Raw genomic sequence first — 17,392 nt, 5'->3', positions numbered from 1 at the left:
TGATAATGACTTTCTTATTTTAGAAATGGAGCATTAAGATGCAGGCCATTTTACCCGACCAAGTCGGAATTGCATTTAGTCTGACGTTTCTTGCAGGTCTGGCGACTGTCGTGGGTGGAGGAATGGTGCTGTTCTTAAGACGTCCCAATTTCCGTGTTCTGGCGTTTGGCCTGGCCTTTGCGGCAGGGGCCATGATTTATGTTTCTCTCACCGAGATTTTGAATAAATCTATTCATTCTTTTAGTTTGGCCTTCGATGAAAAAACCGGTTTTGCCTTGGGTACGTTTGCTTTTCTGCTCGGCGTGATTTTGGTGTTAGTACTCGATCGTCTGATTCCGAACCCGCATGAAACTATGGAAACCCGGCAAGCGCAGGATGTCGGCCAGCCGCAGTTACTTAGAACCGGATTACTGACCCTGTTGGCGATTAGTGCGCATAATTTGCCAGAAGGGCTGGCGACTTTTTTTTCGACTCTGGAAAGCCCTGCACTGGGCGTACCTTTAGCCGTGGCCATTGCGATCCATAATATTCCCGAAGGCGTTGCAATTGCGCTACCTGTCTATCTGGCCACTGGTCGCAAAGATTATACCTTGCTGGCCAGTTTTGTCTCGGGATTGGCCGAACCTTTGGGAGCGGCATTGGGCTATTTTATTCTGGCACCGTATATGAACCAGACAATGTATGGCATGGTGTTCGGGATGATTGGGGGCGTAATGGTTTATCTGGCATTAGATGAACTCTTGCCTGCAGCCAAAAAGTTTTCCCAGGGTCATGAAACGGTCTATGGTCTGGTGAGTGGTATGGCGGCCTTGGCGACCAGTCTGGTCATCTTCAAATTTATTCAGTAGCTGTTAAAAAAACAGAATAAAAAAGGCAGCCTGAGCCACCCTTTTAGTCTAGTCTGCTTATTTATAAATTATGCCATTTTCTCAATACGACAATAGAAGAAGCCATCACCACGGCCTGCTTGTGGCAACAACTGGCGCCCATGAATCTGTTCAATGCCCCAATCGGCCTGGATTTTAATTTCTTTGGCATCAGTATGTTTGCTAAAGAACTCCACCATCTGCTGTTCATTTTCCGCTTTTAGAATTGAACAGGTGATATACAGCAGGGTGCCGCCAACTTTGAGCTGTTGCCACATATTTTCCAGAATCTGCTGTTGCAGTGCGACAGTCTGGCCAATATCAGTTGAATGACGCAGCAACCGGATGTCTGGATGGCGGCGCATCACGCCAATGGCAGAGCAGGGTGCATCCAGAACAATACAGTCCGGCTGTTCGGCTGCCTGCCAGCTAATCGCATCGGCAGCTTCAATCACCACATGCTCACCTTCCAATAAAAGGCGTTCCAGATTTTCGGTGACCCGAGTTAAGCGCTTGGCGTCCTGATCCAGAGCAATCAGTTTTCGAGGCTGATATTTTTCGAGGATATGTGCGGTTTTGCCCCCCGGTGCTGCACAGGCATCCACGACAAACTTGTTATCCAGATTCGGCAGTAAGGTAGCGCACAATTGGGCATGCTCATCTTGAACCGAAAAACCACCGACATCGAAGCCTGGCAAGTCAGGAATCTGGACTTGCGTATCCAGTACAATGCCGACCTGTGAAATGGTACAGGCATGCGCCGCAATATCATGCTCTTCCAGAATTTCTAAATAATCGTCACGACTGACTTGGCGTTCATTTACCCGTAAGGTGAGGGGAGCAAGCTGCTTGAGCTCATGGCTGAGTTCACTCAGCTGTTCCGGCCAGTCTTTCTTTAGACGTTTCAGCAGCCAGCTTGGCAGACCATGAGCTTGCTCGAGCGCCACCTGAAATTCTGATGTTTCACGTGAAACACGGCGCAGGATGGCATTCACCACACCACTCAAAGCCTGATAGCCGAGCTGCTTGACCGCCGTTACTGTTTCAGAAATTGCCGCATGTGGCGCAATCCGAGTTTGCAATAACTGATAAAGACCAACATAGAGGCAGGTCTCGACCGTATCATTATTGAGCGGTTTCACCAGCAAAGGCAGGGTAATACTTTTTAAGGCATACCATTGACGCAAAGTACCCAGAACCAGTTCATGGAACAGGGCGCGGTCACGCTCTGCCACTTTTTTCAGGTGCAGGGGGAGAACGGTTGCCAGAGATTGTCCCTGTTGTACCGCCAGTAAAGTACGTATCACTTGGGCACGCAAGTTCAGATGGGATGTACCTGTTTCAGAATAACTCATGCCAATGACTGTCCTACATGTAATTTTTGGGTCTGGTTAATTTGGACCGGATTAAGCGGTTTGCCTCCTGGCCATTGTAAGGCGCTCAGGCAGACGGCTTTTTCATCACCGCAGGCCACATGCACACCTTGTTTGTCTATCGCCAGAATGGTGCCTGCCTTATGCCCTCGCGCATTGGCAGCAGACAGGGCCGATCCCCAAACGCGCAGATTATTATTTTCATCCAGTGGAATGTACGCCACTGGCCAAGGATTAAAGGCACGAATGTTACGGTCAATGCTGGCCGCAGTTTGAGTCCAGTCAATATGCGCCTCTGCCTTAGAGAGTTTATGTGCATATACTGTGAGTGCTTCATCCTGAACTTCGCGGGCGTTCAGATATTGCTGTAATTTTTCTTCAGATTCGAGTACGGCCACAATCGCCTCAGCGCCTTGAATCGCCAGTTTGTCATGTAATGTGGCTGAAGTATCTTCGGCTGTAATTGGACACCAGGTTTTATACATCATGTCACCCGTATCTAGTCCTGCTGCCATTTTCATAATGGTTACGCCAGTTTCTGTATCGCCGGTAGCAATAGCACGCTGAATCGGTGCTGCACCACGCCAGCGTGGCAATAACGAACCGTGAATATTCAGACAGCCATATTTCGGGGTATCGAGAACCACTTGTGGTAGAATCAGACCATAAGCCGCGACGACCATTACGTCAGCGTCCAGGGCTTTCAGTTCAGCCTGAGCCGCCAGTCCTTCTTCAGTCGAAGACTTGAAGTGTACAGGCTGATAGACCGGAAGTTGATGCTCCAATGCCAGCTGTTTGACTGCCGAAGCAGTTAACTTTTGCCCACGACCTGCTTTACGGTCTGGCTGGGTATACACCGCCATAATCTCGTGCTGGGTATTAATGAGGGCTTTTAACGCAACCGCTGCAAATTCTGGTGTGCCGGCAAAGATGATTTTCACGCATGAAATTCCAAAAAAACTTGAGCCTAGTATAAGCCAAAAGCCAAATTCCAGCCTAATCAATCGGCACACTTATCTGTTACAAGGCTTTATCCCGATGGATTTTTAGTGGATATTTATATAAAAATAAATCATGTAAATTTTAAAAATTATTCATGAAAGTTTTGTATTTAATACAGAGCCTTAGCGGTATAGTAGTTTTCAGCATGTCATCGTATATGCATTGAAACTTGCCAGTTGAGCATATTGCAGTAAGTCCTGTATTTTTAGCCAGTTTTTTAAATGAATCGCTAATTTATGATATGTTTAAAATTCGACTGATTTCATGCTCTTGATTAGTAAGATTTCGCCAGAGTGGATGAATTTTCCCACTCCTGCACAAACTTTGTTGGAATAACACCATGCCTGACTATCGTTCAAAAACATCAACACACGGAAGAAATATGGCTGGCGCACGTGGCTTATGGCGTGCGACCGGTATGAAAGACGAAGATTTTGGTAAACCGATTATTGCTGTGGTCAACTCATTCACGCAATTTGTACCCGGTCACGTTCATCTCAAAGATTTAGGTCAGTTGGTGGCGCGTCAAATTGAAGCATCAGGCGGTGTAGCCAAAGAATTCAATACCATTGCTGTGGATGACGGCATTGCGATGGGGCATGACGGCATGCTGTATTCCCTGCCTTCACGTGACCTGATTGCAGACTCGGTCGAATATATGGTGAATGCCCACTGTGCCGATGCCATGGTCTGTATTTCAAACTGTGACAAAATTACCCCGGGGATGTTGATGGCGGCAATGCGCCTGAATATTCCGGTGGTTTTTGTATCGGGGGGGCCAATGGAAGCGGGTAAAGTAAAAATCCGCGGCAATGAGAAAGCCATCGACTTGATCGACGCCATGATTGTGGCAGCAGATGACAGCTACACCGATGAAGAAGTCGCAGAATACGAACGCTCCGCCTGTCCAACCTGTGGTTCATGTTCAGGCATGTTTACAGCAAACTCGATGAACTGCTTGACTGAAGCCTTAGGCTTGTCACTGCCGGGGAATGGCTCGACGCTGGCAACCCATGCCAACCGTAAAAAACTCTTTGAACGTGCAGGTTCTTTAATTGTTGAACTGGCTAAACGTCATTATGAACAAGATGACTACAGCGTATTGCCACGCTCGATTGCCACCAAAGCCTCTTATGAAAATGCCATGACTTTAGACATTGCCATGGGGGGCTCCACCAATACCGTCCTGCATTTATTGGCTGCCGCGAACGAAGCTGGCGTTGATTTTACCATGAATGACATCGACCGCTTATCGCGTAAAGTACCGGTGCTGTGTAAAGTTGCCCCAGCGAAACAAGATGTGCATATGGAAGATGTGCACCGCGCCGGCGGTATCATGTCGATTCTAGGCGAGCTTGACCGTGCAGGTTTACTCGATACATCGGTTCCAACCGTGCATGAAGCAAGCCTCAAAGATGCGTTGGACAAATGGGACATCATCCGTACGGAAGATGAAGACGTGTATCAGTTCTTCCGTTCAGCACCGGGCGGTGTACCGACACAAACCGCATTCTCGCAAGACCGTTACTATTCACGTTTGGATGGTGACCGTGAAAATGGCGTGATCCGTAATGCTGAACATGCTTTCTCGAAAGACGGTGGTTTGGCGGTCCTGTACGGTAACATTGCACTGGATGGTTGTATCGTGAAAACCGCCGGTGTAGATGATTCTATCTTGAAATTTAACGGTACGGCACGCGTATTTGAAAGTCAGGATTCAGCAGTGGATGCGATTTTGGGGAACCAAATTAAAGCCGGTGATGTGGTCGTGATCCGCTATGAAGGGCCGCGCGGTGGCCCGGGTATGCAGGAAATGCTGTACCCAACCAGCTACCTGAAATCGAAAGGTCTGGGTAAAGACTGTGCATTGTTAACCGATGGTCGTTTCTCGGGCGGTTCATCCGGTCTTTCTATCGGTCACGTGTCTCCGGAAGCCGCCGAGGGCGGCGCTATTGGTCTGGTAGAAGATGGCGACCGTATCGAAATCGATATTCCAAACCGTACCATTCACCTGGCAGTCGATGAGGCAACCATGATTGCCCGCCGTGCAGCGCAGGAAGCCAAAGGCTGGCATCCGGTAGAAGAACGCCCACGTAAAATTTCAAAAGCACTGAAAGCCTATGCCATGCATACCACCAGTGCGGCAAAAGGTGCGGTACGTGAAATCTAAGCTGTAATTTTTACAGTACAAAAAGCACTCCAGAGGGGGTGCTTTTTTATGGCTTTGAAAAACTTCACTGCTTCAAATGGATTCAAAAGTTCTTATGATCTTTGTGCAGGCAGAGTTTTACTGTTGTAAGATCAAAACTAACAAAAATCTTTTGTTTTGCTGATGCTCCATCCCTGTAGCACAGCAAAACAGCGACATCCATGTCGCTCGGTCATGTGATTAAAGCATTTTAAGAGTTAATCAAAATATTTTTCTGCAAGGTAATTTCTTTTATATATCGTATGCCTTCTATACAATGAGCTTAGAATAAATTGCCAAAGACTGAAGCTGAAAATCGGTCATCGCCAAGGAAAAAATAATGAGTAAAGACAATATCCGCGAACATTCAGCCCCCGTTTACGATGGTATAGAAAATGCCCCGGCACGTTCCATGATGCGGGCAACCGGTTTTAAAGATGCAGATTTTAAGCGTCCATTTATTGGTATTGCCTCGACTTGGGCCAATGTCACACCCTGCAATATGCATATTGACAGGCTGGCCCGTGAAGTTGAAAAAGGGGTGAATTTTGCCAATGGCAAAGGCATTATCTTTAATACCATTACTATCTCTGATGGAATTTCGAATGGGACTGAAGGGATGAAATACTCCTTGGTCTCACGCGAAATTATTGCTGACTCCATTGAAGCGGTGGTCGGTTGTCAGGCCTATGATGGCGTGATTGCTATTGGTGGCTGCGACAAGAATATGCCGGGTTGTATTATGGGACTGGCCCGTTTAAATCGTCCCGGCCTGTTTATTTATGGCGGGACCATTAAACCGGGAGCTGGGCATACTGACATGATTTCGGTGTTTGAAGCAGTAGGACAATATGCCAAGGGGGAGATTAACGAAATTCAGGTCAAGCAGATTGAAGAGGTGGCTCTGCCGGGGCCGGGATCTTGTGGAGGAATGTATACTGCTAATTCGATGGCCTCTGCCATTGAAGCTTTAGGCATGAGCTTGCCGGGCTCATCGGCACAGGAAGCCGTTTCCGAAGAGAAAAAAATTGACTGTATGCGTGCGGGTGAGGCGGTCATGAACTTGTTACGCCTAGACCTTAAACCGCGTGACATCATGACCAAAGCCGCCTTTGAAAATGCCATTAAAGTACTGATTGCACTGGGTGGATCGACCAATGGGGTGCTACATTTACTGGCGATGGCCCATAGCGCAGGTGTAGCGCTGTCATTGGATGATTTCGTGCGGATTGGTAAAGATATTCCTGTGGTGGCCGATGTACGGCCATCCGGAAAATACCTCATGTCAGAACTGATCGCCATTGGCGGTATTCAACCGCTGATGAAACGTATGCTGAATGCCGGTATGCTGGAGGGTTCTTGCCTGACCGTAACGGGTAAAACCTTGGCAGAAAACCTGGCGGATGTCGCAGACTATCCACCAGGGCAACAGATTATCCTGCCATTTGATGCGCCGATTAAAAAAGATTCGCATCTGGTGGTTCTAAAAGGCAATTTGTCTCCTACAGGAGCGGTGGCCAAAATCACCGGCAAGGAGGGGCTGTATTTTGAGGGCCCGGCGCGGGTGTTTGAAGGAGAAATCGGTGCCATGCGTGGGATTTTAGATGGCGAAGTCAAGCCCGGTGAAGTGGTGGTAATTCGTGGTGAAGGCCCGAAAGGCGGTCCGGGCATGCCTGAAATGCTCAAACCGACCTCGGCCATTATTGGCAAAGGACTGGGCAACTCAGTGGCTTTAATTACCGATGGCCGTTTTTCCGGCGGCAGTCATGGTTTTGTGATTGGTCATGTGACGCCAGAAGCTTATGAAGGCGGCCCGATCGGACTGGTTAAAAATGGCGATAAAATCTCGATCAATGCCGAAACCCGTGAAATGACCCTGCATATTTCCGATGAAGAACTGGCAGTACGCCGTGCCGCCTGGGTCAAACCTGCACCCCATTATCGCTCTGGTGCTTTGGCAAAGTTTGCCAAATTGACCACCGGTGCTGAAAAAGGGGCAGTCACTGACCTCAATCTCGAGGTCTAATTCATTGTTAAATATTGAACATTTGTTCATGACTTGATATAAAATTTGCACAAGACTTATATCTCTATGCAAATCTCTTCATAATAGGGGCTTGCATAGCGCAAGCGTGCCAGCAGGGGTTGGCACGACAAGACATTATTCGAGGCTGATCTCATGTCCCTGTTACGCCGTTGGTTTGATCCAATCCGATCGAGCTGGTTTTACCAGAAGCCAGTTCGTCAAGCGGTGTTATCTATTGAAGATGGTCTCAGCATCCATTTAAGACTGGATGATGTCTATAGTTATCTGGCCGTACAGCAGTTGCCCCAGCTGGAAGAGATCTTAAGCCCGCAGCTCAAGCCTCTCAAAGTCGTGATTTCCGAACAGCGCGCTGAACCCCCCAACCAGATGTCCTTTGATGAATGGCAGCATTACTGCATTCATGATGCGAAAATTCTGGCCAAGCAGCATCGTTTCAGCTTTCACGATAAGCCTGAGCTGCCCAGTCCGGAAGCCCTGAAACAGGCCGCAGTCATTCTGAAAAACACCCCCTTACGTGGACAGAATTTTCTGTATCTGCTCGAAGATGTGTTTCATATGCTGTGGCAAAAACAGAACGGAAAATTACGCACCTTATATATCATGGCCAGTCGCCATCATGCCGCGCAAAATTTTCCTGAACGGATTTTCAATACCACCCCTATTCTGGCCAGCTATTTCACTTTTGGCGGACGTCAGTATCATGCGGTAGATGATTTACTGCGTCTGACCCGGCGCTTGAAACAGCAAAAGCTGCTGACCGATAATCCGATTTTCCTGATCAATCATATTGAATGGCGTGAGCATTTGATCAGTGATGCAGAAGAGCTGAATGAAATCCAGTCAATGAATCCGGAACTGGATCTGTATATTGCGCTGGAAGATCCGATTTCCTGGCTGTTATTGGCTTATATCAAGGAAGAGCTGGCCGATTTTTATAATATCCGGCTGAATGTCTATCCCTTATCCTATCGTGGACGGGACTGGTTTGAATGGAATCTGGCGACCCGTTTATCCAAACGTACCGAGGTCAAATTTACCCCTTTTTGCCGACCGACTGAGCAGGCCATTGTACCGATGGCACAGTTATTCTATAGCTGTCCAGAAGAGCAGCGCATTGATGCCATGTACCAAATTCTGCAAGCCGTCTGGACGCGTGGCTATGACTTGTCCTATGCGCCGCATATCAAGCGCCTACAACAGGAGTTGAAGCTGGACGAGCTGACTCAGGAAGATATTCAGACCAAATTACAAGAAAACGACACTTTGTGTGAAATGAAGTCCCAGCCTGATTTCCCGGTGCTGGAATTGCGGATTGAAGGGCAAAGTTACACATTTAATAGCCTATATCGTGTCTGGATGATTGAAAGTATTTTCAGTAATGTGTTAGAAGAAAAGTATAAAAGTGATAATCAAACTGAGCATGAACTGAATCAATATGGAAAAAATCAAAGCTGAATCATTACAACATGCACGTCACCAGATCGATGCCATTGATACAGCTTTAGTTGAGCTGATTGCTGCGCGTCAATTCTATGTTGATCAAACCACACGTTTTAAAAAAACTGAAACCGATCTGCAATCACCGGAGCGTATGGAACAGATTGTGGAAAAGGTAAGGGCTTTGGCCCAACAGCAGGGTGTGGACCAGAAATTTATTGAGCATCTGTACCGGGAAATGTTCCAGTATTTTATTCAGCGGGAGCTAAAAGAATTTCGTCCTTAAACCAGTTTTAAATCCGATTTTCGCTGATCCGTCTGCTAATTTTCAGCACATCTATCTAAAGCCTCAAGATTTACTTGAGGCTTCTTTCTTAAAACCCTGATTTTTCTCTATCCGTGATTTCTATAGCATGGACCTAAATCAATTTAGGGTCATCAGATGACTGCTTTTGTTATTGCTATTTTTGCGCTGGCTGGTCTGATTAAAGGCACCATTGGCTTGGGTTTGCCTGCGGTGTCTATGGGGTTGCTGACTATATTTATGAGTCCATTTCAGGCAGCAACTTTACTCATTGTACCTTCAATGCTGACCAATTTTTGGCAACTCTTTGCTGAAGGTCATGTGCTGAAACTGATTCGCCGTTTCTGGCTATTGCTGGCCGGCATTATCGTGGGTTCGGTCTGGAGTGTTTTTCCGACGTTAGGCCATTCTGAATTTCACAGTGAAGCCTTATTGGGCACGATGCTTGCCCTATATGGTCTATATGGTTTACTGGCGAAACGGATGCCAGATTTAAGCCAGTATGAAACGTGGCTTTCTCCGATGATGGGATATCTTGGCGGTGCCTTGACCGTGGCGACGGGTGTGGTGGTGATTCCAGTGGTGCCTTATTTGCAGACCCTGCATTTAAAACGTGATGATCTGGTACAGGCCTTGGGTCTTGTATTTACTACCTCGACGGTATGTTTGGCCATTTTCCTGCACCGAAACCCGGTAGAAGATATACCGATTGATTATGCCATGTCCGCAATTGCACTGCTTCCTGCCTTGATCGGAATGTGGTTCGGCAAGAACATCCGTTCCCGTATCCCTGAACAGACATTCCGTACCGTATTTTTTATCGGCCTGATTGCCTTAGGCAGCTATATGGCGTTGCATCAATTCGGCTGGATTTAATTCAGGATTTTTTGTACATCCGCAGAAATGAGGAACTGGCTAAAGTGCTGATAGGCCGTGCTCAGTTCATCAAAGCTCTTTGCAGCTAACAATAACTTACGGTTGGCCCAATCTCCGGTCAGTTGGATTTGCTGAAATGCATAGAGTTTTGATAAATGTTGTGCAGCGCGTTTTGGCATAATTGCAATACCTACCCCATTGGCTACAACTTGGGCAATGGCCGCAAAATTCGGTAAGCGCAAGCGGTATTGAATCTCACAGTTCAGCAAGCGAGCCTGGGTTTCAATCGACTGCTGCAAAGAGTAATATTGCATCAAGCCCACAAAGGGATAATTCAGACAGTCTGCTAATTTTAATGCCGGATTCGTTGCCAAATCATGCTGTTCAGGACAGATCAGTACCAGAGGATCATCTGAAAATTCCAGAGTCTGTAATTGGGGTGCAGGAAAAAAGCTAGAGATCAGTCCTAGCTTGGCAGTGCCGCTCACCAAAGCTGCAATGATGTCATTGCTTTCTGCTTCTTTTAAATCGATCTGGATATTTGGATTATTTACCAAATACTGGGGTAATAATAGGGGCAGGTACTCACTTTGTGCTGAGGAGTTACACCATAAGCTGATATTGGAGTTGAGTCCTTCACTAAAGCCGGCCATGGCTTGAGACAGTTGTTGTCCTTGTTGCAACAGGGCTTGGGCATGCTCAGCAAAGACCTGTCCTGCAAAAGTCATTTTTACCCCACCCGAATGGCGGCTGAACAGACTGACCTGATATTGCTGTTCCAGCTTTTTAATCCGTTCACTGGCCGCTTGTAAAGAAATGGCAGAGCGTTCAGCCCCTCTGGTTAGGCTACCGGTATCGACTATATTGAGAAAAAGACGTAAATCAAAAAAATCCAGACGCATCGGCAGGATGCTCATATAAAAGATTAAGCCTATTTAAACAATTCTGGCGATATAAAAAAAGCAGCCTTATGGCTGCTTTTTTTATATGAATCTGGCTTATTTTTTTTCACCCAAAGCAAAGAACCAGTTCAGAAAGAGCGCTGCAAAGGTTGCTGTGCCAATACCGCCCAACGTAAAATTACCGAAGTTCAGGGCAAAGTCTCCTGTGCCCAGAATAATGGTCACGGCTGCGACCATCAGGTTTTTATTTTGTGAAAAATCGACTTTGTTTTCAATCCAGATTTTTGCACCAGCAATGGTAATCAGACCAAATACCACAATCGATGCCCCGGTCAGAATGGCGGTTGGAATGGTATGCACAATGGCACCAAACTTGGGCGATAATCCGAGGAAAATGGCAAAAACACCGGCCACGGCAAAAATGATGGTCGAGTACACCCGGGTCACAGCCATCACCCCGATATTTTCACCATAGGTGGTCATACCCGGAGCACCGACACTGCCTGCAAGCGAGGTGGCGATGCCATCGGCCACGAAGGCTTTGCCAATGTGCGGATCAAGGTTTTCACCTGTCATAGCACCTACGGCTTTGATATGCCCCAGATTCTCGGCCACCAAAATAAATGCAATCGGTGCAATGATCAGCATGGCATTGGCATCAAAGGTCGGAGAATGAAACTCGGGAATACCGAACCAGGCGGCTTGCTGAACCGGCAAGAAGTTAATGGCGGTGCCATAACCCATGACATTGCTCAGAAGGTAATAGACCAAATAGGCCAGCAGCAGACCAATCAGCAATAACAAACGCTGCAGCAAGCCACGGGTAAAGACGGCAATCGACCCCATACACATCACGGTCAGCAAGGCCATCCAGGAGTTGAAATCATTGCCCATCACGTTTTTCACGGTGGCAGGTGCCAGATTCAGGCCAATGATCATGACCACAGCGCCAGTCACCACTGGCGGCATCAGTTTTTCAATCCAGCGTGTACCGGTGGCCATAACCACCACCCCAATCAAGGCATATAAAATACCGCAGGCAATAATCCCGCTTGCTGCCACTCCGATATTCGGATTTAAACCGCCGCCTGCACCGGCATAACCGGTTGCGGCAATCACCACACCAATAAAGGCAAAACTGGAACCCAAATAACTTGGAACACGTCCCCCGGTGATCAGAAAAAATAGCAGGGTACAGATGCCGGACATTAAAATGGCCAGATTGGGATCAAATCCCATTAAGAAAGGCGCCAGCACGGTTGCACCAAACATGGCAAAGGCATGTTGGACACCAAGCACCACAGTTTGTGCAGGAGGTAAATATTCTGCAGTACCTACCGGTCGTGCATCAATATTGCCCTGATAGGGGCGCCATTTTGGAAACCAGTTGGCCATAAAATGAGCACTCTTAAGATAAATTGTGCACATCATACTCTGGTTCTGTAGAAGATTTAATTGCTGCCAGTCGTATTTTGTTCAAATTAATTCACTGACTTTCTTAAATAATTTACCAATCGGTAAAAGTATTTATATTAAAAACAAAACTAAATCAGTGGATTGATTAATTGATTATGGCTTTATGTCATGTATAAATAAATTTTATTCGATTTATGAAATAAATATTATTTCTGCAATTGACTGCTCAATAAAAAAGCACATCGGGTAGATGTGCTTTTAGTTAACTCAAACAGATTAGCCGGTGTTGCGTAAACCGGCAGCAATTCCGGCAATACTGACCATCAAGGCATGGTCAACCGGGGTATGCTCGGCATTTTGCTCAGCCAGATAGCTGCGGCGGCGTTTCATCAGTTCGGCCTGTAACAGGTGCAGGGGAAGCAGATAAGGCTTTCGCACACGCATGGACTGGTCCAGGATGTCATTACTGGTCAGCAGTTTTGATTCGCCTTTTAACGCCAGCAGGGTTTGTACTGCGTCTTTTAAACGTTGACGCAGTTCATTGCCCAAGACTTTTAGATCCTCATCCTCGGTTAAATGCGACTCATAATACAGCGCCACATGACCATCTGCTTTGGAAAGTACCATTTCCAGCATATCAATCAGGGTCTGGAAATACGGCCATTGTTGCAGCATTTCATTCAGCAGCTCTTTTTGCCCCTGATCGATCACCTGATTAATGGCAGCGCCTGTGCCTAGCCAAGCCGGCAACATGAGACGAATTTGAGTCCAGGCAAATACCCAGGGAATGGCGCGTAGGGATTCAATCCCGCCACTAACTTTACGTTTGGCCGGGCGTGAACCGAGTGGCAACATCTGCAATTCCAGCTCTGGCGTTACAGTGCGCAGGTATTTGACAAAATGAGGGTTTTCACGAACTGTCTGGCGATAGACCTGAACCGACAGATCAGTCATCTGGTGCATCAGTTCACGCCATTCCGGTTTAGGCTCAGGGGGGGGTAACAGGGTGGCTTCTAGGGTTGCTGCGCTATAAATTTCCAGATTTTGCAGGGCAATGCCTTCCAGACCAAACTTAAAGCGAATCATTTCCCCCTGTTCAGTGACACGGATGGTACCGGAAATTGAACCGGGTGGCTGCGAGAATAGCGCCTGCTGGGTAGGTGCACCGCCCCGGCTGATTGAACCGCCTCGACCATGGAATAAGGTCAGTTGTATGCCATGCTGTTTGGCAACCACGGTCAGCTCTTCCTGGGCACGATACTGCGCCCAGTTGGCAGACATAAAGCCGGCATCCTTGGCTGAGTCTGAATAGCCAATCATGACCTCATGTTTGCCCTGAATATGCTGTTTGTACCAGTGCATATTCCACAAGGTCGACATGGTGCTGGCTGCGCCGTCGAGGTCTTTTAAGGTTTCAAATAAAGGCACAACCCGTAACGGAGTTTTAATGCCGGCTTCTTTTTGCAGTAACAGCACGGCCAGTACATCACTTGGATATTCCGCCATGGAAATAATATAGGCCCCCAGACATTCACTTGGCTGTTCCGCCAGAGTACGCATGGTGGCAAAGACTTCCTGCACATCCGGGTGTTGAATCAGGCTGCCTACAGGTTCATTCAGATGTTTAGGCAGCAGCGGACGCTTGCTCTGTAATTCCTGCAACAGGAAGTTCTGACGCGCCTGTTCGGTCCAGGTTTCAAAATTACCCAGTCCCAGATATTCAGTAATGGCAGAAATCGCCTGACGATGGCGGCCCGATTCCTGACGAATATCCAGTTTTAGCAATTCGATTCCGAAACTGTTTACCCGGTAGATAAAATCAAGCAGTTTGCCATTGGCAATTTCAGGCAGATTGCAGGCTTGTAATGAGCGATAGCAGAGCAGCAGAGGCTGTAGCAGCTCATCTTTGCTTTTGATGACCCGGCTATCATCGGCATCTTTATTGTGCAGTTTCTCGGCCAGCCAGTTGCGGGTGGCTTTCAGACGTTCCCGGGTATCACGTAGATATTCACGGTACGGTTCCGGATGTGCTTGTCCGAGTGCCTGTTGCAGCTCTTCACTACATTGCTGGATCGAGAGTTCCCAACGTAAATCTTCAATATCGCGCAGGTACAGGTCTGCGGCTTTCCAGCGTGACAGCCAAAGTACTTCCTGAGTTACCTGATGGGTCACATTCGGGTTACCATCGCGGTCGCCGCCCATCCAGGAAGCAAAGCGTACTGGTGCGACGCTCAGAGGCAGAGGCTGGGTACAGTGTTCCTGTACCAGGCCATCCAGCTCACGAATGAATTTGGGTACGGCATTCCACAAGGTCTGTTCAATGGTGGTAAAGCCCCACTTTGCCTCATCAATCGGTGTCGGGCGATGCTGACGAATTTCATCCGTTTGCCAGGCAGAGGTGATCAGCTGTTTCAGTTCATTCAGTACAGCCTGATGCTCGCGTGGTGTTAATTTCTGCTGGTCACATTTTGACAGGCAGTCATTGATGTCATCATATTTTTGAATCAGGGTACGGCGGCTGACCTCGGTTGGATGTGCAGTCAGCACCAGTTCAATTTTTAATTCACAGATCTGTTGATACAGGATGTCTGCGCTAATGTCCTGCTGCTTGAATTTTTCAAATAAGGGTACCAGCGGATTAGGAGACTCAGCCGTTTCATCAAACTCGCTTTGACGGCGGCGGCGCACCACATGGTATTGCTCGGCAATATTGGCAAAGTTGAGAAAATGGGTAAAAGCACGGGTCAGAGGCAGGATTTCATGATCTTCCAAACTCAGAAATAACTGTTCAAGCTGCTTTTCAGCTTCCACCTGGCCATCACGTGCGCCTTTGGATAAAGCCCGAATCTGCTCGACCTGATTAAACAAATCTTGTCCGGCATGGAGTTTTAGGGTTTCTCCCAGCAGGTTTCCCAGTAAACGTACGTCTTCGCGTAGTGGCGCATCAATCTGTTGAATCATTCTTGTGTTTCCCTCCCAGAACATCATTTGACTATACCCCGAATAGGTGACAATCCAAGCCCTATAAAGCTAAAAGTTAGCGGATTTTTGCTGTAATTTTTAGCAGATCTGGAACAGGAGAATAAAAAACAGCCAAGTCCTCAGGCAGGAGCAGGGGCATATTTCAGCATAAAGATCTCAATCGCCTGCTGAATGATCTGATGCTGTTCAGTCTGGCTCGGTGGTGGGCACAGGCCGAGCAGCACTTGATGGTGACGCATGCCCATCAGTAAAGAAACCATCAGTTCGGTCTGCTGTTGGGGTTCATCTGCCCGGATCAGCCCGAATTGCTGGGCACGGGAAAAAAACTCATTCCAGACCCGGTGCAGCTTGCTATGCGAGGCCTGATAAAAGCGTTCGGTCAGCGGACTTTGCTCTGCGGCCAGCTCCATGAGCAGCAGATCCAGCTTGATCGCTTCCGGCCGGTTGGCAATATTTAAAGAGCGGCTGCAGACTTGATACAGCGCCTGGATAAAATCGCTGTCTGGCGTCAGTACTTGAGGATGTTCCTGCAAAATGGCTTCACAGGTATGTTCAATCGCGCAGCTAAACAGGGTCGCCTTGTCCTGAAAATGGTTATATACCGTTAGCTTCGTGACGCCGGCTGCACGCGCAATCTGGTTCATGCTGGAACCCTGATAGCCATGCGCCAGAAATAGTGCCTTGGCGGCCTCTAGTATACGTTGACGCTTTTCCAGATCTTTGGGTCGCCCCACAGGTATTTGCACAACTTCATCCAAAAAAAATCAATATAGCCAATGATTAAGGGTGCTATTTTAATTAGTGTACCGAGTGGTATATTAATTAAAAAATGATCAGTTTAATATATCAGCCTATTTTGCCCTAAAAATGATGATTAGATAAGAGCGAACACGATGAGCAGGATTCAGAGCGCTTTGGCCAGCATGATTATTCTTTGTAGCATAGCCTTAGCCGGATGTAGCAAAGAGACGATGGCTACCGAACAGGAAGTTCCTTTTGTAATGGTAACGATGCCAAAAAATTCACAGCACGAACTGAAAAGTTATGCTGGAGAAGTACAGGCACGTCAGCAAACGGCGCTGGCTTTTCGGGTCGGGGGGCAGGTCACCCAGCGTTTTGTCGAGGTGGGGGATCAAGTCAAAGTCGGCCAGGTTCTGGCGACGCTGGATATTAAAGATGCCCAGTTACAGCTCAATGCAGCACGTGCGCAGCTGGAAAGCGCGCAATCGGCCAGTAAGGTTGCATCAGACGAATTACAGCGTTTCAAGCAGCTCTTGCCATCCAATGCCGTCAGTCGTTCGCAATATGACGCCGTAGATAATCAATACAAGGCGGCTTTATCTCATCTGAAACAGGCCCAGTCCAATTATGAGACTGCCATGAACCAGACGGCTTATAACCAGCTGATTGCCAATAAGACGGGGGTGATTACCGCACGCCATATCGAAGTTGGCCAGGTGCTGGCCGCAGGTCAGGCAGCCTTTGAGCTGGCGATTGCCGGAGAGCGTGAGGTGGTCATTGGAGTGCCTGAACAGGCAATTGCCGGAATCAAAACCGGACAGGCCGCCGAGGTCACGCTCTGGTCCAAACCCGAAGAGAAATTTGCCGCTTTTGTACGCGAGATTTCACCTGCTGCGGATCAGTCACGTACCTTTAGGGTCAAGGTTGCCCTGCGCGAAGGCAACAGTCAGATTCAGCTCGGACAAAGTGCCCGGGTCTTCTTTCAGCACCAGCATGACAATATATTGAGTGTGCCCCTGTCCAGTGTGTCTGCCCATGGACAGCAGGCTTATGTGATGATGGTCAAGCCGGACCATACGGTGCAGAAGCTGCCCGTGCAACTGGGCGCCTATGGCCGTGACAGTGTCGCGGTATTAAGTGGCCTGAATGCCACTGATTATGTGGTGGTGGGCGGTGTGCATCTACTGCATGAACGGCAGAAAATCCATCCGATTGATCGGGAAAACCGTAGCGTGACAATTCAGGCAGGGAGTTAAAC

At 47.9% G+C, this 17,392-nt stretch carries 13 protein-coding genes; 7 read left to right on the top strand and 6 right to left on the bottom strand.

Translation table 11 applies throughout. The features are described from left to right. The first annotated feature begins 38 nt into the window (after window positions 1–38). Entirely contained in the window at window positions 39–848 is an 810-nt protein-coding gene (gene zupT / locus NI461_RS06905; RefSeq protein WP_151205235.1) for a zinc transporter ZupT, read from the top strand. Window positions 849–916: 68 nt separating this feature from the next. Here the strand turns inward: zupT and rsmB are convergent, their stop codons facing one another. After that, window positions 917–2,221, bottom strand: a complete 1,305-nt coding sequence (gene rsmB, locus NI461_RS06900; RefSeq protein WP_174659059.1) for a 16S rRNA (cytosine(967)-C(5))-methyltransferase RsmB — start codon at window positions 2,219–2,221, stop codon at window positions 917–919. Then, window positions 2,218–3,180 (bottom strand): methionyl-tRNA formyltransferase, encoded by a 963-nt coding sequence (fmt, locus tag NI461_RS06895; RefSeq protein WP_151205486.1) that lies wholly within the window; start codon window positions 3,178–3,180, stop codon window positions 2,218–2,220. The genes rsmB and fmt overlap by 4 nt, the downstream gene beginning before the upstream one ends. A gap of 401 nt (window positions 3,181–3,581) precedes the next feature. Here fmt and ilvD (NI461_RS06890) point away from each other — a divergent pair, with 401 nt between their 5' ends. The 5 genes from ilvD (NI461_RS06890) (at window position 3,582) to NI461_RS06870 (ending at window position 10,093) form a co-directional block, all read left to right on the top strand. Beyond that, complete coding sequence (ilvD, locus tag NI461_RS06890) at window positions 3,582–5,411, top strand: dihydroxy-acid dehydratase (protein WP_151205485.1); 1,830 nt, start codon at window positions 3,582–3,584, stop codon at window positions 5,409–5,411. A 358-nt stretch (window positions 5,412–5,769) separates the two neighbouring features. Then, window positions 5,770–7,455 (top strand): dihydroxy-acid dehydratase, encoded by a 1,686-nt coding sequence (ilvD, locus tag NI461_RS06885; protein ID WP_174659061.1) that lies wholly within the window; start codon window positions 5,770–5,772, stop codon window positions 7,453–7,455. A 153-nt stretch (window positions 7,456–7,608) separates the two neighbouring features. After that, window positions 7,609–8,931, top strand: a complete 1,323-nt coding sequence (locus NI461_RS06880) for a hypothetical protein (protein WP_253156847.1) — start codon at window positions 7,609–7,611, stop codon at window positions 8,929–8,931. Beyond that, window positions 8,912–9,199, top strand: a complete 288-nt coding sequence (locus NI461_RS06875) for a chorismate mutase (RefSeq protein WP_151205565.1) — start codon at window positions 8,912–8,914, stop codon at window positions 9,197–9,199. Before NI461_RS06880 ends, NI461_RS06875 begins: the two co-directional genes overlap by 20 nt. A gap of 156 nt (window positions 9,200–9,355) precedes the next feature. Further along, window positions 9,356–10,093: a sulfite exporter TauE/SafE family protein gene (locus NI461_RS06870; protein ID WP_174659063.1), complete on the top strand. Its 738-nt coding sequence runs from the start codon at window positions 9,356–9,358 to the stop codon at window positions 10,091–10,093. Here NI461_RS06870 and NI461_RS06865 read toward each other — a convergent pair. The 4 genes from NI461_RS06865 to NI461_RS06850 all read right to left on the bottom strand — a co-directional run bounded on the left by NI461_RS06865 (window position 10,090) and on the right by NI461_RS06850 (window position 16,139). Next, window positions 10,090–10,995, bottom strand: coding sequence for a LysR family transcriptional regulator (locus NI461_RS06865; protein ID WP_174660529.1), 906 nt, complete (start codon window positions 10,993–10,995; stop codon window positions 10,090–10,092). The two genes, NI461_RS06870 and NI461_RS06865, sit on opposite strands and share 4 nt — an antisense overlap. Before the next feature lie 96 nt (window positions 10,996–11,091). Next, window positions 11,092–12,390, bottom strand: a complete 1,299-nt coding sequence (locus tag NI461_RS06860; RefSeq protein ID WP_151205632.1) for a solute carrier family 23 protein — start codon at window positions 12,388–12,390, stop codon at window positions 11,092–11,094. Window positions 12,391–12,687: 297 nt separating this feature from the next. After that, window positions 12,688–15,372 carry a phosphoenolpyruvate carboxylase gene (ppc, locus tag NI461_RS06855; RefSeq protein ID WP_174659064.1) on the bottom strand — a complete coding sequence of 895 codons (2,685 nt, stop codon included), beginning with the start codon at window positions 15,370–15,372 and terminating at the stop codon, window positions 12,688–12,690. A gap of 140 nt (window positions 15,373–15,512) precedes the next feature. Then, window positions 15,513–16,139 carry a TetR/AcrR family transcriptional regulator gene (locus tag NI461_RS06850; RefSeq protein WP_174659065.1) on the bottom strand — a complete coding sequence of 209 codons (627 nt, stop codon included), beginning with the start codon at window positions 16,137–16,139 and terminating at the stop codon, window positions 15,513–15,515. 147 nt (window positions 16,140–16,286) lie between these two features. Here NI461_RS06850 and NI461_RS06845 point away from each other — a divergent pair, with 147 nt between their 5' ends. Next, a complete protein-coding gene (locus NI461_RS06845) occupies window positions 16,287–17,390 on the top strand; it encodes an efflux RND transporter periplasmic adaptor subunit (protein WP_174659066.1) in 1,104 nt (367 codons plus the stop codon). The last annotated feature ends 2 nt before the right edge of the window (window positions 17,391–17,392 follow it).

Origin of the sequence: Acinetobacter sp. S4400-12 (assembly GCF_024129495.1) — a bacterium.
Classification (GTDB): Bacteria; Pseudomonadota; Gammaproteobacteria; order Pseudomonadales; family Moraxellaceae; genus Acinetobacter; species Acinetobacter lwoffii_C.
The sequence above is the reverse complement of the archived record's forward strand: the minus strand, read 5'-3'. Positions and strand labels throughout refer to the sequence as shown.